This window comes from Marinobacterium sp. xm-a-152 (assembly GCF_013282965.1).
Lineage (GTDB): Bacteria > Pseudomonadota > Gammaproteobacteria > Pseudomonadales > Balneatricaceae > Marinobacterium_E.
The window spans coordinates 69,693-91,137 of record NZ_WBYI01000008.1 but is presented as its reverse complement, the minus strand read 5'-3'; the positions used below and the strand labels follow the sequence as shown (position 1 = coordinate 91,137).

The 21,445-nt window shown below is 48.2% G+C and carries 19 protein-coding genes; all 19 read left to right on the top strand.

Going from position 1 to position 21,445, the window contains the following annotated elements:
• Positions 1 to 21 precede the first annotated feature (21 nt).
• The 19 genes from XMA152_RS09280 (at position 22) to XMA152_RS09190 (ending at position 21,440) form a co-directional block, all read left to right on the top strand.
• Complete coding sequence (locus XMA152_RS09280) at positions 22 to 783, top strand: isoprenyl transferase (protein ID WP_173481452.1); 762 nt, start codon at positions 22 to 24, stop codon at positions 781 to 783.
• Complete coding sequence (locus tag XMA152_RS09275) at positions 776 to 1,582, top strand: phosphatidate cytidylyltransferase (protein ID WP_173483422.1); 807 nt, start codon at positions 776 to 778, stop codon at positions 1,580 to 1,582. The genes XMA152_RS09280 and XMA152_RS09275 overlap by 8 nt, the downstream gene beginning before the upstream one ends.
• A 9-nt stretch (positions 1,583 to 1,591) precedes the next feature.
• A complete protein-coding gene (gene rseP / locus XMA152_RS09270; RefSeq protein ID WP_173483421.1) occupies positions 1,592 to 2,944 on the top strand; it encodes an RIP metalloprotease RseP in 1,353 nt (450 codons plus the stop codon).
• 21 nt (positions 2,945 to 2,965) lie between these two features.
• Positions 2,966 to 5,233: an outer membrane protein assembly factor BamA gene (gene bamA / locus XMA152_RS09265; RefSeq protein WP_173483420.1), complete on the top strand. Its 2,268-nt coding sequence runs from the start codon at positions 2,966 to 2,968 to the stop codon at positions 5,231 to 5,233.
• Positions 5,233 to 5,727 carry an OmpH family outer membrane protein gene (locus XMA152_RS09260; protein WP_173483419.1) on the top strand — a complete coding sequence of 165 codons (495 nt, stop codon included), beginning with the start codon at positions 5,233 to 5,235 and terminating at the stop codon, positions 5,725 to 5,727. The genes bamA and XMA152_RS09260 overlap by 1 nt, the downstream gene beginning before the upstream one ends.
• A gap of 7 nt (positions 5,728 to 5,734) precedes the next feature.
• Complete coding sequence (gene lpxD, locus XMA152_RS09255; protein ID WP_254447110.1) at positions 5,735 to 6,766, top strand: UDP-3-O-(3-hydroxymyristoyl)glucosamine N-acyltransferase; 1,032 nt, start codon at positions 5,735 to 5,737, stop codon at positions 6,764 to 6,766.
• 15 nt (positions 6,767 to 6,781) lie between these two features.
• Entirely contained in the window at positions 6,782 to 7,219 is a 438-nt protein-coding gene (gene fabZ, locus XMA152_RS09250) for a 3-hydroxyacyl-ACP dehydratase FabZ (protein ID WP_173483417.1), read from the top strand.
• 2 nt (positions 7,220 to 7,221) lie between these two features.
• A complete protein-coding gene (gene lpxA, locus XMA152_RS09245; protein ID WP_173483416.1) occupies positions 7,222 to 7,992 on the top strand; it encodes an acyl-ACP--UDP-N-acetylglucosamine O-acyltransferase in 771 nt (256 codons plus the stop codon).
• Positions 7,976 to 9,145 carry a lipid-A-disaccharide synthase gene (gene lpxB, locus XMA152_RS09240; protein ID WP_173483415.1) on the top strand — a complete coding sequence of 390 codons (1,170 nt, stop codon included), beginning with the start codon at positions 7,976 to 7,978 and terminating at the stop codon, positions 9,143 to 9,145. The genes lpxA and lpxB overlap by 17 nt, the downstream gene beginning before the upstream one ends.
• Positions 9,145 to 9,747 (top strand): ribonuclease HII, encoded by a 603-nt coding sequence (gene rnhB, locus XMA152_RS09235; protein WP_173483414.1) that lies wholly within the window; start codon positions 9,145 to 9,147, stop codon positions 9,745 to 9,747. The genes lpxB and rnhB overlap by 1 nt, the downstream gene beginning before the upstream one ends.
• 1 nt (position 9,748) lies before the next feature.
• Positions 9,749 to 13,240 (top strand): DNA polymerase III subunit alpha, encoded by a 3,492-nt coding sequence (gene dnaE / locus XMA152_RS09230; RefSeq protein ID WP_173481443.1) that lies wholly within the window; start codon positions 9,749 to 9,751, stop codon positions 13,238 to 13,240.
• 93 nt (positions 13,241 to 13,333) lie between these two features.
• Positions 13,334 to 14,293: an acetyl-CoA carboxylase carboxyl transferase subunit alpha gene (accA, locus tag XMA152_RS09225; RefSeq protein WP_173481442.1), complete on the top strand. Its 960-nt coding sequence runs from the start codon at positions 13,334 to 13,336 to the stop codon at positions 14,291 to 14,293.
• Positions 14,293 to 15,570 (top strand): tRNA lysidine(34) synthetase TilS, encoded by a 1,278-nt coding sequence (gene tilS / locus XMA152_RS09220; protein ID WP_173483413.1) that lies wholly within the window; start codon positions 14,293 to 14,295, stop codon positions 15,568 to 15,570. The genes accA and tilS overlap by 1 nt, the downstream gene beginning before the upstream one ends.
• Positions 15,571 to 15,659: 89 nt before the next feature.
• The gene (locus XMA152_RS09215) at positions 15,660 to 17,288 is read left to right on the top strand and encodes a CTP synthase (RefSeq protein ID WP_173483412.1); all 1,629 of its coding nucleotides are present in this window, start codon (positions 15,660 to 15,662) and stop codon (positions 17,286 to 17,288) included.
• Positions 17,289 to 17,303: 15 nt separating this feature from the next.
• The gene (gene eno, locus XMA152_RS09210; protein ID WP_173481439.1) at positions 17,304 to 18,599 is read left to right on the top strand and encodes a phosphopyruvate hydratase; all 1,296 of its coding nucleotides are present in this window, start codon (positions 17,304 to 17,306) and stop codon (positions 18,597 to 18,599) included.
• Between the two features lie 38 nt (positions 18,600 to 18,637).
• Positions 18,638 to 18,952: a cell division protein FtsB gene (gene ftsB / locus XMA152_RS09205; protein WP_371731460.1), complete on the top strand. Its 315-nt coding sequence runs from the start codon at positions 18,638 to 18,640 to the stop codon at positions 18,950 to 18,952.
• Positions 18,945 to 19,970 carry a tRNA pseudouridine(13) synthase TruD gene (gene truD / locus XMA152_RS12845; protein ID WP_173483411.1) on the top strand — a complete coding sequence of 342 codons (1,026 nt, stop codon included), beginning with the start codon at positions 18,945 to 18,947 and terminating at the stop codon, positions 19,968 to 19,970. Before ftsB ends, truD begins: the two co-directional genes overlap by 8 nt.
• Before the next feature lie 46 nt (positions 19,971 to 20,016).
• The gene (gene surE / locus XMA152_RS09195) at positions 20,017 to 20,769 is read left to right on the top strand and encodes a 5'/3'-nucleotidase SurE (protein WP_173481436.1); all 753 of its coding nucleotides are present in this window, start codon (positions 20,017 to 20,019) and stop codon (positions 20,767 to 20,769) included.
• A gap of 35 nt (positions 20,770 to 20,804) precedes the next feature.
• Positions 20,805 to 21,440: a protein-L-isoaspartate(D-aspartate) O-methyltransferase gene (locus XMA152_RS09190; RefSeq protein ID WP_173481480.1), complete on the top strand. Its 636-nt coding sequence runs from the start codon at positions 20,805 to 20,807 to the stop codon at positions 21,438 to 21,440.
• Positions 21,441 to 21,445 lie beyond the last annotated feature (5 nt).

Here is a 21,445-nt window from a genome sequence, read left to right as displayed (position 1 = left end):
CGCATTAGGATACGACCTTTAATGGCCGATAATAACGATAACACCGTCAATACACGTCCTGCTCCACGCCATATTGCCGTCATTATGGATGGCAATAACCGTTGGGCCAAAGAGCGTCGCTTGCCGTCTCTCGCCGGTCATAAAGCGGGCGTCGATAGTGTCCGTGATGTCATTCAAGGCTGTATGGAGTCAGGGGTTGAATCTCTGACTCTTTTTGCCTTCAGTTCTGAGAACTGGCGCCGTCCTGAAAAAGAGGTCCGTGGTCTGATGGATCTCTTCAAGTTTGCCCTCGATCGTGAGGTTAAAAAACTCGTCAAAAATAATATTCGTCTTCGTGTCATTGGTGATAAGTCTGGTTTTTCCGAATCACTACAGCAGCGCATCGAAAAAGGCGAACAAGCGACTGCCCACTGTACTGCGCTTAATCTGAATATTGCAGCTAACTACGGTGGTCAGTGGGATATTGCTCATGCGGTTCAGCAGATTGCTGAGCAGGTCAAGCAGGGCGAGCTAGAACCGACCGATATCAATGCAGATCTTATTTCAAAGCATGTCTCACTGGCCGATCAGCCTCTGCCAGATCTCTGCATCAGAACGGCCGGTGAACAGCGAATCTCTAACTTTTTAATCTGGCAATTCGCTTACACAGAGTTCTACTACAGCGATCTCTACTGGCCAGACTTTAACCGCGAAGAGCTTCTCAAAGCGGTTGATAACTTCCAAACGCGTGAGCGTCGATTTGGCCGAACCAGTGAGCAACTGGAGGCCGAAAGTCATGTTTAAACAGCGCGTCATTACCGCTTCAATTTTGGCGCCATTGGCGCTAGGTTCGGTTTTCCTTCTACCTTTGTCTGGGTTTGCTATCGTTATGGCGCTTGTGATGATGATTGGGGCCTGGGAGTGGGGTAATTTCGCGCTCTATTCACGTCGCATGCGAGCGCTCTTTGTGGCGTTAGTGGGAGTGGTAATCGCAGCGATCTACCCATTTGTTACTGCTTTGACGCTCCCTATATTAGTTGTCGCAGCGCTATTTTGGGTGTTTGCGATTACTCGGGTGGTTCGCTACCCAAAGACCCTAGGTATCGATGGGACTGTGACTAAGTTGATTACCGGTCTGTTGGTGCTAGTCCCTGCTTGGGTGGCGATGGTGGGTCTGAAAACCCATGAGAGCGCGCATCTATTACTACTGCTGCTGTTTTTGTTGGTTTGGGGGGCTGATATAGGCGCCTACTTTGCCGGTAAGCGCTTTGGTCGAGTTAAGCTTTTACCCAAAGTTAGTCCTGGCAAAACGCGTGAAGGGGTTTATGGTGGTTTATTAGCGGCCATGATGATCGCTCTTGGATTCTCGATTGTCTTAGGTCTCTCTTCTACTTCTATTATTCTGCTGCTGGCGCTCTCTGCTTTGGTGGTGGTTGTCTCTGTATTTGGCGATCTGTTTGAGAGCATGTTTAAGCGTGAACGTGGTATCAAAGACAGTGGTGTGATCCTGCCAGGTCATGGTGGCGTACTGGATCGTGTCGACAGTCTTACGGCTGCTGCACCGCTGTTTTTGTTAGGAATTCAACTGCTTCCGATTCTTTAAGGGTAAGTGATGGATTTTATCCAAACGGTTCTCTCTCTTCTTGTAACACTTGGCATACTGGTCACCATTCACGAGTGGGGTCACTACTGGGTAGCTCGTCGTTGTGGCGTTAAGGTGCTGCGCTTCTCTGTCGGCTTTGGTAAACCTATCTGGATGCGTAAGGGCAAAGATGGCACTGAGTATGCTGTCGCCTCCATCCCTTTAGGTGGCTATGTTCGAATGCTCGATGAGCGTGAAGGACCGGTTCCAGATGATCTAAAGTCCCAAGCGTTCAACAACAAAAGCGTCTATCAGCGAATCGCGATCGTTGCAGCAGGCCCGTTTGTTAATTTGATCTTTGCCCTCTTTGCGTATTGGTTCCTATTCATATGGGGGGTGACGGTTGTAAAACCTGTCGTTGGCGCCGTTGCACCTGACTCGCTTGCAGAGCAAGCTGGTCTTCAGCCCAATTATGAGATCGCTGAGATTGACGGGCGAGAAGTGCTCTCATGGGAGGAGATCAATTTAGCGTTGGCAGCACGAGTGGGTGAGACAGGTGTATTAACTCTTCGTGCAGGTGGACCTAATTCTGGTTGGTTAAGAAACTACTCGGCTGATCTGCAAACTTGGGATGTTGATCTAGAGACCACTTCGCCACTTCGAGCCTTTGGCTTGTCACCCTGGCAGCCAGAAGTGCCTGCCGTTATAGGTCAAATCTCTCCTGATGGCCCAGCTTATAAAGCAGGTCTGCAAGAGGGCGATAGGGTCGTCAGCATTGACGATACGCCTATCGATAACTGGATGGCTTTGGTTGGCAAAGTGCAAGCTTCTTACGATACCGATCTTCGATTTGAAATTGTTCGTGATGAACAGTCCGAAGAGGTGATTGTAAGACCCGGCCTAAGACCCGGCAGTGATGCCTTAGTTGGCTATATCGGTGCCGGCGTTGTCGTCCCCCAGTGGCCAGACGATATGTTAAGGGATCTCTCTCAGGGGCCGGTGGATGCTCTCGTGAGTGCCTACGAAAAGACCGTTCAGATGATTGGACTGACGCTGGACTCGATCAAAAAGATGATCGTTGGTGTCATTTCAGTGAAAAACCTGAGTGGCCCAATTACGATCGCTAAGGTGGCCGGCGATTCGGCATCATCAGGGTTGGAATCCTTTATCAGTTTTTTGGCCTATCTCAGCATCAGCTTGGGTGTGCTAAATCTTTTACCAATTCCGATGCTAGATGGCGGTCATTTAGTGTACTATTTTGTAGAACTGATTCGAGGTCGTCCTGTCAGCGAGCGAACCCAAGCTTTCGGAATGAGGTTGGGTATGGCGCTGTTGTTTAGTTTGATGGCCATTGCATTTTTTAACGATTTAGCGCGTCTTTAAGCGTACTAGAGGAATCACTGGATGAAACGCTTCACACTCTTATCACTGTTAGGACTTATCTTCTCGGTCCATGCTATTGCCAGTGATTTTGCCGTCGATGACATTCGTATCGAAGGTTTGCAGCAGGTTGATCCAGCCATTGTATTCCGAAATTTTCCGATTAATCGTGGTGATCTTGTCGATCAACGAGCTCTCAATGATGCGACAAAAGATCTGTTCGAATCCGGTTATTTTGATGATGTAGAGCTACTCAAAGATCAAGGTGTGTTGATTGTTCGAGTTAAAGAGCGCCCGTCCGTTGCGCTGATTCGTCTTGAAGGTAACGACATGCTTAAAGATGAGCAGCTTATGGGTGCTCTAGAACAAGCTGGCGTTCAAGAGGGAGATATTTTTCGACGGGCTGCATTGGATAAAATCCGCTTAGAACTTCTTCGTGTCTACAATGAGGCCGGTCGCTACACCGCTGAGGTGACTACCGAGGTTGAACAGTTAGAGTCCAATCGTGTGGCGATTAATGTTGAGATTACAGAGGGTCAAACGGCCGTTATTCAGAAGATCAACATTATAGGAAATACCGTATTCAGCGATGAAGAGTTGCTTGACCTGTTTGATTCAGGCTTAACCAACTACCTCTCTTGGTGGACCGATAACGATAAATACGCAAAAGAGCGCTTAAGTGCTGATATTGAGCGTATGACCAGTTTTTATCTGGATCGTGGCTATTTGAAATTCAATGTTGACTCTACCGATGTCTCAATTAGCCCAGATCAGAAACAGATTTTTATCACGATAGCGATCAACGAGGGTGAGTTATTCACTCTTAGTGACGTAAAAGTGGCCGGAGATATCGCGGAGTATGCAGAAGAGTTAAATGCAGCACTGCTTGTCTCTACAGGTGATACCTTCTCTAGAAAATTGGTGACTGAGACTCAGTCAGAACTCAATGAGATCATCTCAGGTTACGGTTTCCTTAATGCACGCGTATCCGTTGTTCCTGAAGAGAAGGGTGAGGGTAAGGTTGACTTAACATTCTTCGTTGCTCCAGGAAAGTTAACCTACGTTCGTCGCATAGAGATTCGTGGTAACTCGACCACTGCAGATGAAGTGATCCGTCGTACCCTGCCGCAAATGGAGGGAACGGTTGCGGTCGGCAAAGATATTAAACGCTCCAAAGAGTTGTTGGATAAAACAGGCTACTTTACGAAGGTTTCGATCAATACCAAGCCCGTTGTTGGGGTTGAGGACCAAGTCGATGTGGTCATCCATGTTGAAGAGGGGCTGCTAGGTCAAATCAGTGCCGGTGTTGGTTACTCGAGCTCAGAGGGATTGGGTTATCAAGCTGCGTTCCAGCAGGATAATTTCTTAGGATCAGGTACCAGTTTTAACGCCTCCTTCAATATGTCGGACGTCGTTACATCGGTAGCCTTCTCTTACGATGACCCATATTACACACTCGATGGTGTTGGCCGAGGTTTTGGCTTCTATGTAAGCCAAAAAGATTATGCAGAAGCTGATATTTCAGACTATGACGTCAACTCTATTGGCGGTGATGTGAACTTCTCCTACCCAATCGACGAGTACCAGCGCCTTCGTTTTGGTCTAGGTATCGATAACACAGATATTGTTCTGGGTGCCGCGCCACCTTCATTTATTACTGACTTTACCAATGTTGAAGGTAAGGATTACCTGACCTATAAATTGACAGGGTCATGGACCAGTAACCGACTCAATAGTGCTATGTTCGCGACTCGCGGTACTTACCAATCTTTAAGTACTGAAATAGCGGTGCCTGGCGGTGATTTGAGTTTCGCCAAGGCAACCTACACTGGTAAGTACTACTACCCATTTGACCGACAAGAGACCTTTGTTGGTGCTTTGCGCACTCGCGTTGGCTACGCTGACTCCATTGATGGTGGTAACTACCCCTTCTTCGAAAACTATTTTGTCGGTGGCTTGACCAGTGTACGTGGTTATGCAGCTAATACGATTGGGCCTAAAGAGGGGACTAGTGTGATTGGCGGTAATGGACTATTTTCAGGTTCTGCTGAGTTCATCTTCCCAATGCCCTTTGTCGAAGATAAAGACTCTTGGCGCACTCTATTCTTTGTAGATGGTGGCTCTGTCTATCAGGACGATCCTAGTTTTGATGATATGAGATACTCAGCGGGTATAGGCATATCATGGATCACGCCGATTGGTCCTCTCTCTATTTCAAGTGCTAAAGCCCTGAATGCATCGTCAGATGATACCGAAGAGCAGGTTCAGTTTGCGATTGGGCGTATGTTCTGATGTTGAAAAATCTCCTAGTTTCTCTGGCAATCTTTATTACCTCTGCAGCGCATGCGGGTCAGGCTGTTGTATTGGATGTCCAAGCGGCGCTTCAGTCGAGTAATGCTGCAGAGGCCTTTCGCGCTGATTTAGTCAAAAGCACTTCCCAGCAAGAGTCTCAGGTTCGTGATCTAGAGACACAGGCTAAGAAGATGCAGTCTGATTTTGAGTTGAACAAGGGGCTGCTTACTCAAGAACAGATTCAGCAAAAAGATCTCCAATTCAAGAAAGTCTATGGCGAGTATCAGCGACAGCTGCAAGCGCTTCAGCAGCAGCGAGCGGCTATGGAGAAAGAGTTTTTAGAGGGTATGCGTCCCAAGTTGGATCAGGTCATCAAAGCGCTTATTGATGAAGGCGATATTTCGCTGATTATCAATCGTCAGTCGGCTATCTATGTTGAGCCTAGAATCGACATTACAGGTGAGATTATTAAACGCCTGAATGCCCAGGAGTGACTGGGGTTTGACTGATTTTTCCGAAAAAGCGTCCGATTTAGCTCTTCGCGTTAGTGGAGAGCTTGTTGGTAGTGATTGTCTAATCTCTGGGATGTCTACCCTTGATAAAGCCGGTGCTGGTCAGCTCTCTTTTCTATCCAACGCCAAATACCAAAAACAGCTTCCAGACACTCAGGCTGAAGTCGTTCTAGTCAGTGCAGAGTTCGTTGATCTGGTCCCCAATAGCGCTATTGTCGTTGCTAATCCCTACCTAGCCTTTGCAAAGTTATCGCAGCTGTTTGATTGGCGTGGTCCTTTAGTCGCTGGAATTGCGCCGACTGCAACAGTAGACCCTTCTGCCGAGATCGACCCCTCTGCTCAGATTGCGGAGGGTGCCATTGTTGGCGCTCAAGTTAAGGTGGCTGCCCATGCTTATGTAGGTCCCAACGTGGTCATAGGTGAAGGTGTCTTGGTCGGTGAGTCAACACGGCTTGAAGCGAATGTAACCCTCTACCCAGGAGTATCCATCGGTAAGCGATGCATCATTCATTCTGGTGCTGTGATTGGAGCCGATGGGTTCGGTTTTGCTCATGACGGTCAGGGCTGGGTAAAAATCGCCCAAGCCGGTGGTGTGATTTTAGGTGATGATGTTGAGGTCGGTGCAAACACAACGATCGATCGCGGTGCTCTGTCGGATACTTTGATTGCTAATGGTGTGAAATTGGATAATCAAATTCAGATTGCACACAATGTTGAGATCGGAGAGTCAACGGCCATAGCAGGTTGTACTGCAATTGCGGGTAGCACTCGCATCGGCTCTCATTGTACTATTGCAGGTATGAGCGGTGTCACGGGGCATTTAGAGATTGCCGACCGAACCCACATCACGGCGATGACTTTGGTCAGTAAATCAATCAAAGAGTCGGGTGCTTATTCATCGGGTACTGGGGTTGAACCTCACGCTCAATGGAAGCGAAATGTGGTACGGTTTAAGCAACTTGATGAGTTGTCCCAGCGCGTTAAAAATCTAGAAAAGCTTGTAAAAAAGCTTGCTGAATAAGGCTAAAAACTGAATATGATGGATGTAAACGAGATCCGTAAATACCTTCCGCACCGCTACCCTTTTCTATTGGTTGATCGCGTTGTAGAACTAACACCAGGTGAATCCATTGTCGCTTATAAGAATGTGACCGTTAATGAGCCTTTCTTTAACGGCCACTTCCCAGATCATCCCGTCATGCCCGGTGTTTTGGTTGTTGAGGCGATGGCTCAAGCGGCCGGTATTCTTGGTTTTAAAACCATGGATAAAACACCTCAGGATGGTTCGATCTACTACTTCGTTGGTGCTGATAATCTCCGTTTTAAGCGCCCAGTTGTGCCTGGCGATCGTCTTCAACTTGAAGCGTCGATATTGTCTGAAAAACGCGGTATTTGGAAGTTCCAGGTTAAAGCGACGGTTGAAGGTGAAACAGTTAGCTCGGCAACCATTCTGTGTGCTGATAGGAAGGTCTGATTTTGATTCACCCGCAAGCGATTATCGATCCCTCTGCTAAGTTGGCAGAGGGTGTTGAGGTTGGACCTTGGAGTTACATTGGACCTGATGTTGAGATCGGTGCTAATACTCGCATTGAATCTCACGTTGTTGTCAAAGGCCCGACCAAAATCGGTAGCGGAAATCATATATTTCAGTTCGCATCAGTGGGCGAAGATTGCCAAGATAAAAAGTATGCTGGTGAACCCACAGAGTTGATTATCGGTGATAACAACGTTATTCGAGAAGGCGTAACGATTCACCGCGGAACGGTTCAGGATAAAAGCCTGACGCAGATTGGCAGTCATAACCTTCTGATGGCTTATGTCCATGTGGCGCATGATTGTGTAGTCGGTGATCATACGATTTTGGCCAATAATGCAGCGTTAGCTGGGCATGTTCATGTGGGTGATCATGCGATTTTGGGCGGTTTTACAGCCGTTCATCAGTTCTGTCACATTGGTGCACATGTCATGTGCGGTGCTGGTACTGTTGTGCTTCAGGATATCCCCTCTTACACCCTTGCAACCGGTAATCCAGCGTCACCACACGGCATCAATGCAGAAGGTCTAAAACGTCGAGGCTTCTCATCTGAGTCGATCCGTGCGCTTAAGAATGCCTATAAAACGATCTACCGTAAAAACCTCACTCTTGCGGATGCGATCGCTCAACTAGAGTCCCTTGAAGCTGGCGAGTCAGCTCTGACCCCATTGATTGAGTCGCTACGTCACTCCTCTCGTGGAATCATCCGTTAATTCAACTAGACCCATTAAGGTTGCTATTGTTGCTGGAGAAGAGTCCGGTGACATTCTTGGCGCTGGGTTGATCAGTTCGTTAAAGAAACGCTATCCCAATGCCACATTTGAGGGGGTAGGGGGCCGTCGAATGATTGCCAAGGGCCTTGATTCAGAGTTTCCTATGGAGCGTCTGTCGGTTATGGGTCTGGTGGAGGTCTTAAAACGGCTTCGCGAACTTTTAAAACGGCGCAAGAAGTTAATAGAAAAGTGGTTGCAAACACCCCCCGATCTTTTTATTGGCATTGATGCTCCCGACTTTAATTTAGGTCTTGAGAGAGTCCTAAAAGAGCGTGCCATCCCAACGGTTCACTATGTCAGCCCCTCGGTTTGGGCCTGGCGAGAGAAACGTCTAAAAAAGATTGAACAGTCGGTTGATTTGATGCTCTGCTTTCTCCCTTTTGAAGCGAAGTATTACAAAGATACTCAGGTTAAGGCTCAGTTTATTGGCCATCCATTAGCCACTCAGCTGCCACTCTCTATTAGTCAAAGCCAAGCCAAAACGGCTCTTGGTCTGAGTGATGCGAGTCCCGTATTGGCTCTGATGCCAGGAAGTCGCAGTTCTGAAGTGGGTAAGTTGGCACCCCCGTTCATTGAAACGGCACTCGCGCTTTGCAGTAAGATTCCCAATCTTCAGGTCATCCTTCCAGCCGCTAACGAAGCCCGTTATCAGCAGATAGCCCTGTTAATTCGAGAGGCTCAGGCAGAGAGTAAGATTAAACTTGTTCAAGGCTCCTCGCAGGAGTGTTTGATGGCGGCAGACTCAGTTTTGATTTCGTCCGGTACGGCAACACTGGAAGCGATGCTCTGTTCAACGCCTATGGTGGTGGCCTACAAAATGGCCCCGCTGAGTTATGCGATTATTTCTCGAATGCTAAAAACTCCCTATGTATCCCTGCCTAACCTATTGGCAGGCAGAGCATTGGTTCCCGAGATTTTTCAGTCTGATGTGAGGGTCGAGGTATTAGAGCCTCTGGTTTTACAAAGTCTGACGGATAGCCATTACATTCAATCGCTGCAGCAGGAATTTTCTGATCTGTCTGGGCTAATTCGCCAAGATGCCGATGAGCAAGCGGCAGAAGCTGTATCCACACTATTGGAGTTTAGAAGCTGATGCAGCCTCAAGAATTTAACTTTGCTGAGCACTCTCTCTTTGCCGGTGTGGACGAAGTAGGGCGAGGACCGCTTGTTGGCGATGTGGTTGCAGCAGCAGTGATTCTCGATCCTAACAATCCTATTGAGGGGTTGATGGATTCGAAAAAGCTGTCTGAAAAGCGTCGTGAAGCTTTGTCCATTGAAATTAAAGAGCGAGCGTTGTGCTGGTCAATCGCGGTTGCAACGCCGCAAGAGATTGATGAATTGAATATTTTGCACGCGACAATGCTGGCGATGAAGCGAGCGGTGTTGGGTTTATCCCAAGTGCCTGATCATGTCTATGTGGACGGTAATCGATGCCCCGAGATTCCTTACTCTGTTGAAGCGGTAGTGAAAGGTGACTCAAAAGTCGCAGAGATCAGTGCGGCTTCTATCATTGCTAAGGTACATCGTGATCATCAAATGCTAGAATTGGACGCACAATTTCCGCAGTATCAATTTGCCAAACATAAAGGCTACCCGACGCCGGCTCATCTTCAACTGATACAAGAGCACGGGGTATTACCGGAATATCGTCGTTCATTTGCGCCAGTAAGGCGCCTAATAGAGGGGAATCAGTAGAATGACTGACGCATCGTTCGTCCATCTTCGTGCGCACTCTGAGTTCTCACTCTATGATGGTCTGGTTCGTGTTAAAGAGCTAGTTAAGCATGCTGCACAGGCGCAGATGCCCGCTGTTGCGTTAACCGATCAGACCAACTTCTATGCGTTGGTTAAGTTCTTCAAAGCGGCCACTGCGGCGGGGATTAAACCAATCTGCGGGGTCGATTTTTGGGTGGTAGATGATGCCGATCCGGAGTCGCCACCGACCCAGTTGACGCTGCTCGTTAAAAACGGCTTGGGTTATCGTAATCTCACCGAACTGGTCTCTAGAGCCTATGCCGAAGGTCAGTCACTCGACCCTGAGCGTGCGCTTATCTATAAAAGCTGGATTGCTGAAAAATCTGAGGGTGTGATCGCGCTCTCGGGCGGTCGCCGTGGGGAGATAGGTCAGGCGATCCTATCTGGTCAGGCGGATTTAGAGGCTCGTCTGCAATATTGGATGGATCTTTTTCCAGATGCCTTCTATCTGGAATTGGTTAGAACAGGGCGCTCTGATGAAGAGACGGTCATCCATAAAAGTATCGAGCTTGCCCAGTCGCTGGGTTGTCCTGTCGTTGCAACCAATGAAGTGATGTTTGTCCGCGAGGATGACTTTGATGCTCATGAAGCGCGAGTCTGTATTAACCAGGGGCGCACTTTGGATGATCCGACGCGTCCAAGAGATTACTCTGATCAGCAATATTTCAAATCCTCTGAGGAGATGATTGAGCTCTTCTCTGATATTCCCTCAGCGATCGAAAACAGCGTTGAAATCGCCAAACGATGCAACATCGAGATTGAACTTGGAACTTACTACCTGCCAAGATTCCCAATACCTGAAGGGGTGTTGATGGATGACTACTTCAGGAGAGTGTCTGAAGTCGGTTTAGAAGAGCGCCTCGATTTTCTTTTTGATCGAAACTCCGAAGAGTTTGCTGAGATTCGTAAGGCTTATGATGAGCGGTTGAAGTTTGAGCTGGATATCATCATCCAGATGGGTTTCCCAGGTTACTTCCTGATCGTCATGGACTTCATTAAATGGGCTAAAGAGAATGGTATTCCTGTAGGGCCAGGGCGTGGTTCGGGTGCCGGCTCATTGGTCGCCTATGTCCTTAAAATTACCGACCTTGACCCACTTGAGTACGATCTTCTGTTCGAACGTTTCCTTAACCCGGAACGTGTTTCGATGCCGGACTTTGATATCGATTTCTGTATGGATAATCGAGATCAAGTCATTGACTACGTCGCTCAAACCTATGGGCGCGATGCCGTTTCGCAAATCATTACCTTCGGTACCATGGCGGCTAAAGCGGTGGTTCGAGATGTGGCGCGTGTTCAAGGTAAGCCCTTCGGTCTTGCTGACCGCCTCTCTAAATTGATCCCATTTGAAGTGGGAATGACACTCAATAAAGCTTGGGAGCAGGAAGAGGCGCTTCGCGAGTTCGTTGAAGGCAGTGAAGAGGCTCAAGAGATTATGGAGATGGCCTACAAACTCGAGGGGGTTACTCGAAATGTAGGTAAGCACGCCGGTGGTGTGGTGATCTCTCCAACCAAACTGACCGATTTCTCGGCAACTTACTGTGATGCTGAAGGTCAGGGCTTGGTGACCCAGTTTGATAAGAATGATGTTGAAGAAGCGGGTCTCGTTAAGTTCGACTTCTTGGGCCTTAGAACCCTGACTATCATTGACTGGGCACTTGAGACCATCAATAAACAGAAAGAGATTGAAGGCGAAGAGCCGCTGCGAATTGAAGCGATCGATTTAGAGGATCCAGAGGTCTACGCTCTACTCAAGCGTGCAGAGACTACGGCGGTTTTCCAGCTCGAATCCAGTGGTATGAAAGATTTGATTCGTCGTCTCTTGCCGTCACGTTTCGAAGATATCGTCGCACTGGTGGCCTTGTTTCGTCCCGGTCCTTTGCAATCGGGCATGGTTGATGACTTTATTAACCGTAAGCATGGCCGCGCTGAGATGGCTTGGCCTCACCCTGATTACCAGCTGGATTCTCTTCAGCCGGTATTGGAGCCGACCTACGGCATCATTCTCTACCAAGAGCAGGTCATGCAGATCGCTCAGGTGATGGCGGGTTATACGCTGGGCGGAGCGGATATGCTGCGTCGAGCGATGGGTAAGAAAAAACCAGAAGAGATGGCGAAACAGCGACATCTTTTCATTGAGGGCTCAAGCGCTCAGGGCATTGATGAAAAACTGGCCGGTAATATCTTTGACCTAGTTGAAAAATTTGCGGGTTACGGATTTAACAAATCCCACTCGGCTGCCTATGCATTGGTCTCTTACCAAACAGCTTGGCTAAAAACCTACTATCCAGCGCCATTCATGGCTGCTGTTATGTCCTCTGATATGCAGAACACCGACAAGGTGGTGATCTTCATTGAAGAGTGTCGTCAAATGAAGCTTAAAGTACTGCTTCCCGACGTTAATTTGAGTGAGTTCAAATTTACGGTGGGTCCAAATCAGGAGGTTGTCTACGGGCTTGGAGCGGTTAAAGGCGTAGGTGAGGGTCCTGTTGAAGCGATCATGGAGGCTCGGAAATCGGGAGCGTTTAAAGATCTGTTCGATTTCTGTAAACGAGTAGGGTCTAAAAAACTCAACAAGCGAGTGCTTGAATCCTTAGTACGCTCTGGTGCTGTTGATGCCTTAGGTCCCAATCGAGCGGTGTTGTGGGCCGCTATACCTGCAGCTTTGCAGTCGGCCGATCAAGATGCGCGCAATCAAGATGCGGGAATGTTCGACCTGTTTGGTGAGTCTGAAGAGGTTGTCGATGCCGATCCTTTCGAGCAGTTCATGAATGCTCGCGAGTGGAGCGACAAAGAGCGTCTGAATGGCGAGAAGGATACCCTCGGTCTTTACGTGACGGGTCACCCTATTGATGAGTATGAGTCTGAATTAAAACACTTTGTTTCTCGCAAACTACAAGAGCTTCAACCGGCTAGAGGGCGAGCTCAAAAAATGGCCGGCTTGGTTGTCGACCTGCGTGTTAAAAAGACCAAGCGAGGCGAAAATCTCTGCTTTGTAACCTTGGATGATCGATCTGCTCGTATCGATGTGAGTCTGTTTGGTGAAACCTATGATGAAGCGCGTCGTCTGATTCAAAAAGATCAGGTGATTGTGGTGGAAGGGGAGGTGGCTCAAGACGACTATAACGGTGGCCTCAAGGTGCGTGGGCAGCAGGTATTAAGTGTCGCGGATGCCCGTATTCGTTATGCGAAGTCGTTAACGATTAAGGCCGACGCAAAGGGATTAACTCAACAAAGCTTGAGAATGTTGCAGGACTCTTTGAAAAAAGCACGCGCTTATCAGCAGGGTATGCCTGTTGTGATTGACTATAGCTGTGCTGAGGCGAAGGGTCGGATTGAGCTTGGCTCAGAGTGGATTGTCTCTCCTGATGACGACCTGATGCAATCACTTCGCGAGCAGTTTGGTAATCAGAGCGTCTCGCTGATCTACTAGTTTTCCTGACAGTATTTAGCCACCTAGGGTGGCTACTTTTTTGCGTGCGCGGTAGAATTCAACAATCAGTTTTATCTTTTAGAAGCGAATTGTATGAACCCCAACTACCTTGATTTTGAACAGCCAATTGCTGATCTGGAAGCAAAGATCAATGAACTTAAACACGTTGGCGAAGATAATGAGAGTATCAATCTCTCTGACGAGGTATCGCGCCTTCGTGAAAAAAGTCACTCTCTGACTCGTTCAATCTTCTCTGACCTGAGTGCTTGGCAGGTTTCTCAATTAGCTCGCCATCCGCAACGCCCATACACTCTGGACTACATCAAATACATCATCGATGAGTTTGAAGAGATTCATGGCGATCGTCATTTTGCTGATGATCAGGCGATTGTGTGTGGTATTGGTCGTTTGGATGGTCAGCCTGTTGCTGTGATTGGTCATCAGAAAGGTCGTGAAGTCAAAGAGAAGGTTCGTCGCAACTTTGGTATGCCTCGTCCAGAAGGTTACCGTAAAGCACTCCGTGTGATGGAGATGGCAGAGCGATTCAACATGCCGATTCTTACCTTTATCGATACTCCAGGAGCCTACCCAGGCATCGATGCTGAAGAGCGTGGTCAATCCGAAGCGATTGCATTCAACCTTGCGAAAATGTCTAAGTTGAAGACGCCTATTATCGCAACAGTGATTGGTGAAGGGGGTTCTGGTGGTGCATTGGCTATCGGTATCTGCGATGAGCTACTAATGCTTCAGTACTCAACTTACTCAGTCATCTCTCCAGAAGGCTGTGCTTCAATTCTATGGAAAAGCGCAGAGCGTGCTTCAGACGCAGCTAAAGCGATGGGTATCACGTCTGAGCGTCTCCACGAACTGGGTCTGGTTGATCAGATTGTTGCTGAACCGCTGGGTGGTGCGCACCGTGATCCCGCGTTGATGGCCGCTAGTCTTAAGCAGCAGTTGCAAGCCTCACTGAAAAAACTGACTGGCCTAGCTGATCAAGAGTTGCTGGATCAACGTTATCAGCGAATTCTCTCTTACGGCGCCATTGGTCGTTAATGAGCAATAAAACAGCCGCAGATATTCGAGAGAGTCTGCGGCTTTTTTTTCTACAACATCCCCATATTGAGCATTGGGTCGTTGCCTACAGCGGCGGTCTAGACTCAAGTCTGCTTCTTAAGCTCTGCTCTGACATACTCCCTCCTGATCGCTTGTCAGCACTGCATGTTAATCATCAGCTGCAAAGCGGCTCTGATAGCTGGGAGCGATTTTGTGCTGAATCAGCATCCGAATGGGGTGTCTCTTTTGAATCAGAAAAAGTGACCTGTGACTCCTCGTCTGAAGAGAGCGCAAGGCAGGCGCGTTACTCTACATTTAACAAGCGTTTAAAGCCCAAAGAGGCTTTGCTGCTAGCCCACCACCAAGATGATCAAGCCGAAACGGTCCTGTTTAACCTCTTTAGAGGCTCAGGTGTTAATGGGCTTTCGGGAATTGCTTCAAATAGGAGAGTTGGGGAAGGAGAGCTTTTCAGACCGCTTCTGAATACGACAAAGTCTGATATCGAGTCAGCGGCCAAAGAGTTGCAGATTGCTTGGGTGGATGATCCCAGTAATCTCGATACAAGCTTTACCAGAAACTGGATTCGTAGAGATTTGTCGGGCGTTTTGAGCGCTCAATGGCCTGACTGGAAATCTACGCTGGCTAAAACAGCTTCACGCTTGAGCGAAGCGAGTCAATTGCATGAAGCGCTGGCGCAGATGGATCTTGAACGTTGTCAGCTAGAGGAGGGGGTTCTCTCCTTAGCACTCCTGCTGCAGCTCTCACTGGCACGTAAGAAAAATCTTCTCTATCACTGGTTAAGTTCTGCTGGCCAGAGGGTAGGCTCGGAGAAACAGCTGGAATCGATTGCAAAGCTGGATGTTAAGGCAAAGGGTGAGTGGCAATTTTCCACAGTGATTTTGCGCGCCTATGATGAGAAGTTATTTTTATCACCTGATATTGAACGTCAACCCTGTGAGTCCATTGAGTGGGTGGTCTCTGATGAGACAGTGACATTTGGTCCTGGTCAGTTGAGCGCCATTAGATCTGAGGCTGGTCTGCCGGTAGATATGAAACTAACTCTTCGAGCTCGAGAGCCAGGTGAGTCTGTTTACATTGAGTCTCGCGGGGGGCATGTCAGTATTAAAAAGCTGATGAATGAGCATCGAATCCCACCTTGGTTAAGAGAGTGTTGGCCAATTGTCTGTTCGTCGGGTCAGGTGGTGGCGATTCCTGAAATATGGCTGGATGAAAAAGTCTGCGTTAAAGACGGATTTTTACTAAATTGGGTCGTTTGATGTTTGTTACCAAAGCGCTCTTTTGGTAGACTGATTTCCCATCTTGAGTTCGCTAGAACTCCCTACAAACTCTATCTGACAGGTTCTGCATGACGCGCTATATTTTCGTCACCGGTGGTGTTGTTTCCTCATTGGGCAAAGGCATTGCTTCGGCCTCTCTCGCGGCAATTTTGGAAGCGCGTGGTCTTAAAGTCACCATGCTTAAGCTCGATCCATACATTAACGTGGATCCGGGTACTATGAGTCCGTTTCAGCATGGTGAGGTATTTGTCACCGAAGATGGTGCTGAAACCGATTTGGACCTTGGCCACTACGAGCGTTTTATTCGTACGACCATGGGCAAGCGAAACAACTTTACGACAGGCCGTGTTTATCAACACGTTCTTCGTAAAGAGCGCCGTGGTGATTACCTAGGCGGAACTGTTCAGGTTATTCCTCACATCACTGATGAGATTAAGCGCCGCGTTATCGAAGGTGCAGGTGATGCTGATATCGCTCTCTGTGAGATTGGCGGTACCGTTGGTGATATTGAGTCCTTGCCGTTCTTGGAAGCTGTTCGTCAGCTGAAAGTGGAGCTGGGCTCAAACCGCGCTATGTTCATGCACCTCACACTTGTACCTTATATTGCTACGGCCGGTGAGATTAAAACTAAACCTTCACAGCACTCCGTGAAAGAGCTGCGCTCTATCGGTATTCAGCCTGATATTCTGGTATGCCGCTCTGATTTTGCGCTGCCTGAATCACAAGCTAAAAAACTCTCTATGTTTACCAACGTAGAAGAGCGCGCTGTTATTTCATTGCCTGATGCAAATACCATCTACAAAATCCCTGCGATGTTAGAAGCACAAGGCTTGGATCAGATCGTTGTTGAACGATTCAACTTGGATTGCCCTAAGGCTGATCTAGGTGAGTGGAATGCGGTAGCCGATGCGTTTTTGAATCCAGAGGGTGAAGTGACCATCGCGATGGTCGGTAAATATATGGAACTTCTGGATGCCTACAAGTCTCTTATCGAGGCGATATCACACGCAGGCATCTCACATCGTAAGAAAGTAAAAATCGAATACATCGATTCTGAACGTGTTGAGCGTGAAGGGGTTGAGATCCTTAAGGACTTCAGCGCGATCCTAGTACCTGGTGGATTTGGTGAGCGTGGTGTTGAGGGTAAGATCGAGGCGGTACGTTACGCTCGTGAAAACAAAGTCCCTTATCTAGGTATCTGTCTAGGCATGCAGGTTGCTGTTATTGAGTATGCACGTAACGTTGCGGGCTTGGCGGGTGCAACCTCGTCGGAGTTCAACACAGAAGCTGAACACCCTGTTATCGGTTTGATTACTGAGTGGACGGATCACACCGGTGAAGTTGAACAGCGTACTGACGATTCAGATCTAGGTGGCACTATGCGTCTAGGTGCTCAGCTATGTCATCTTAAAGCGGGCACGCATGTTGCTGAAGCCTATGGCTCAACTGAGGTCGTTGAGCGTCACCGCCATCGTTATGAAGTGAATAATAATTACGTTGCACAGCTAGAAGCTGCCGGGCTTGTTATCTCAGGTCGTTCAACGGATGGAGAATTAGTAGAGGTTGTGGAGGCACCAGATCATCCGTGGTTTGTGGCTTGTCAGTTCCACCCAGAGTTTACCTCTACGCCACGTGATGGACACGGTCTATTTAAAGGATTTATTGGCGCTGCGCTTGAGTACCAAGCGAACAGCTAATTAGGAGTTAGGGAAATGACTACAATTGCAAACATCAAAGCACGTGAAGTATTGGATTCACGTGGTAACCCAACGGTTGAAGCGGACGTTGTTCTTGAGAACGGCATCATGGGATCTGCTTGTGCGCCATCGGGTGCATCAACCGGTTCACGTGAAGCACTAGAGCTACGTGATGGTGATAAATCTCGCTACCTAGGCAAAGGCGTGCTTAAAGCGGTTGCTGCTGTGAACGGCGAAATCAAAAATGCCCTAGTTGGCATGGATGTGACTGATCAACGCGCTCTGGATAACAAGATGCTTGAGCTTGACGGTACAGAGAATAAGAGCAAATTTGGTGCGAACGCCATTCTTGCTGTTTCACTTGCTGCTGCAAAAGCGGCTGCGCAAGCTAAAAACATTCCACTTTATCAACACATCGCAGAGATCAATGGTACTCCAGGTCGCTACTCTATGCCTGTGCCAATGATGAATATCTTGAACGGTGGTGAGCACGCGGATAACAACGTTGATATCCAAGAGTTCATGGTGCAGCCGGTTGGCGTATCAAGTTTTGCCGAAGCGCTTCGTTGCGGTGCTGAAATTTTTCACGCGTTAAAAGCGGTGCTTAAAGCTAAAGGCCTTAATACAGCGGTTGGTGACGAAGGTGGCTTTGCGCCAAACCTTGCGTCTAATGAAGAGGCACTGGTTGTCATTAAAGAGGCGATCGCTAACGCAGGTTACGAGTTGGGTAAAGATGTCACTCTGGCACTAGACTGTGCCTCCTCTGAGTTCTACAAAGAGGGTATGTACGATCTTGCGGGTGAAGGTAAGAAGTTTGATTCAGAAGGATTCGGTGACTACCTTAAAGCATTGACTGAAAACTACCCAATTGTCTCTATTGAAGATGGCATGGATGAGTCTGATTGGGATGGTTGGGCGAGCCTGACAAGCAAGATCGGCGATAAGGTTCAGCTAGTTGGTGACGATCTATTCGTAACCAACACTAAGATTCTATCTCGTGGTATCGAACAGAGCATCGGTAACTCGATCTTGATTAAGTTCAACCAGATCGGTTCACTGTCTGAAACCTTGGATGCGATTAAAATGGCTCAGGATGCTGGCTTCACGGCAGTCATCTCACACCGTTCTGGCGAAACTGAAGATACAACCATTGCTGACCTTGCAGTGGGAACAGCCGCTGGGCAAATTAAGACCGGTTCACTTTGTCGCTCGGACCGTGTTGCTAAGTACAACCGCCTCATTCGTATCGAAGAGGAGTTGGGTGCTGCAGCAGCATACCGAGGCCTAGTTGAGATTAAAGGCCAGGGTTAATAGAAACATGATATAAAAGGGCCTTAGGCCCTTTTTTTGTGGAGAAAAACAGCTTGCGTTGGTTTTGGTTAATTCTGCTCCTAATGGCAGTGGCGCTTCAGTATCGACTCTGGTTCGGAGAGCCAAGCTTGCCTCAAATTTGGCAGGTACAGAGCGATATTGAAGAGCAGCGCAAGATTAACCAGAGGCTGTTGGAGCGAAACTCAGAGCTGGAAGCTGAAGTGCAAGATCTAAAACGCGGCTTGTCAGCACTCGAAGAGAGAGCCCGATCTGAAATGGGAATGATTGGTAAAGAGGAGACTTTTTATCAGGTGGTTAAGCCTTTGACACCATCGGAGATGGATAGTGACTGAATTTGTTGTAGAGCCTTTCAGCTATGTGAACGGCCAACCCGATGTGAAGGCACAGCTTCGTTCTGCACCAGAGGATTTTCGTGTTGTTGAAGATTTGGGGTATGAACCAGAGGGTGAAGGCGAACATCACTACCTATACATTCAGAAACGCGGTGAAAACACCGATTGGGTGGCGCGTCAGCTAGCTAACTTCTGCCAGGTCAGCCCCAGAGATGTGGCCTACGCAGGTAAAAAAGATCGCCATGCCGTAACTGAGCAGTGGTTCAGTGTCCATCTGCCCGGATCTCGACGTGTGCTTAACTGGGCGTTATTCGGTGGTGATACGATCAATGTTCTCAAGTCGAGTAAACATCGTCGCAAGATTAAACTCGGTCATCTTAAGGGTAACCGATTTGAGATTACCCTCAGAGAGGTCTCTGATGTAAATCGACTTCTGCATAAAGCGACTTCTCTTGAATCAGGGGTTCCTAACTACTTTGGTGAGCAGCGATTTGGTCAGTCGTTCGGTAATCTTCACTCAGGATTGGCTATCCTGTCGGGTGAGTTGGTTGAACGTCAGCGCAACAAACGCAGCATGTACATTTCGGCACTGCGTTCCTATCTATTCAATCGAGTGATCTCCACTCGTATAGATCAAGGCACCTGGGATAGCCCTCTCGATGGGGATGTCTTGATCGAAGACTTCACGCAAAAAGTTCATCGTTACGACGCTAATGATCCTGATCAAAAAGCCCGTTTCGATCAGTGCGATCTGCATTTGACTGCGCCGATGTGGGGTAAAGGCGAATTATACTCCCTGGATAAGGCTCAGATGATAGAAAAGTCGGTCGTCGCGGGGTATCCTCAAATATCTGAGGGGTTGGAAACGCTTGGGCTTAGACAAGAGCGTCGCAGTATGCGATTGGTCCCAAGAGATTTGCATGTGGAAGTGCTAGAGGAACAGGTCGTAAAACTCAGTTTCTCTCTTCCATCAGGCTCGTTTGCCACGAGTGTTTTGCGTGAGCTGTGTGTCTGGTAACCCTTTCCACTTAGGATTGAGCCAATAATAGATAAGAGATAACTAGATGCATATTTTGGTTTCCAATGATGATGGTGTTTACGCACCGGGGTTGCGGGTTCTTGCTGAACGTCTAAAAGAGGCAGGTCACCGCTGTACGGTTGTAGCACCTGATCGTAATAGAAGCGGTGCTAGTAACTCGTTAACCTTGGATCGTCCTCTTGATGCAATTGTGCATAGTAGTGGTTATTTTGGAGTCGATGGAACGCCAACCGATTGTGTGCATTTAGGGGTTTCTGGGATTTTCTCAGATGGTGATATCCCTGATATCGTCGTTTCCGGTATCAATGCGGGTGCAAACTTGGGTGACGATATTGTCTATTCAGGTACCGTCGCTGCGGCAACCGAAGGTCGTCATTTGACACTACCACCTATAGCAGTATCGACCTGCAATTTTCACCCTAAACACTATGAAACGGCCGCACAGGTAGTGGCTGATCTGGTCGCGAATATTGAATCCTTGAAGGTTGCACCGAGAACCGTCATTAATGTGAATGTTCCTGATCTCCCTATGGATCAATTAAAGGGTGTGCAAATTACCCGTTTGGGCCACCGCAGTGCTGGCGAACCGCCACTACCTACTCAAGACCCACGAGGTCGAACTCGCTATTGGATTGCCGCCGTCGGTGAAGCCAAAGATCGTGTTGAAGGTACCGATTTCTATGCGGTTGAAAATGGCTATGTTGCGGTCACCCCTCTGCAGCTGGATATGACTCGCTACTCTGATCTTGATCAGGTGGCTGATTGGTTGGAGCAGTAATAGTGTCCCAACAGCTTTTACGTGAAGGGATCGGAATGACTTCACGCCGAACAAGAGAGAGGCTTCTCAATCGCTTGCAGGATCAAGGGATCACCGATAAAGCGGTATTAGAGACGATCGTTGAAACGCCCCGTCATCTCTTCATTGATGAAGCGCTATCGCATAAAGCCTATGAAGACACCGCGCTGCCAATTGGATATAACCAAACCATCTCTCAACCCTACACTGTCGCTAGAATGAGCGAGTTGCTGTTGGAGTTTGGTGCTAAAGATAAGGTGTTAGAAGTTGGCACGGGATCTGGCTATCAGACAGCAGTTCTTGCTCAGCTCTGTCAGCAGGTTTTCAGTGTAGAAAGAATTCTTCCGTTACAAGAGCGAGCTGCATCTGTACTGGGCTACTTGGGATTGAGTAATGTCTCTCTTTTTCACACTGATGGTGGAATGGGGCTCGAGCATGAGGCACCGTTTGATGCCATTATGGTAACGGCAGCCCCCTCAGTTATTCCTGAATCTTTGAAGAAGCAATTGAAGGTGGGTGGCGTTTTAGTGGCCCCTGTTGGAGATGAAGAGCAAAAACTGGTTCGCATTTTGCGACGCAGTGATTCGCATTTTGAGACCAAAGTGATAGAGCCGGTTAAGTTTGTTCCTCTACTCAATGGGTTGGTAAGTTAATAGAC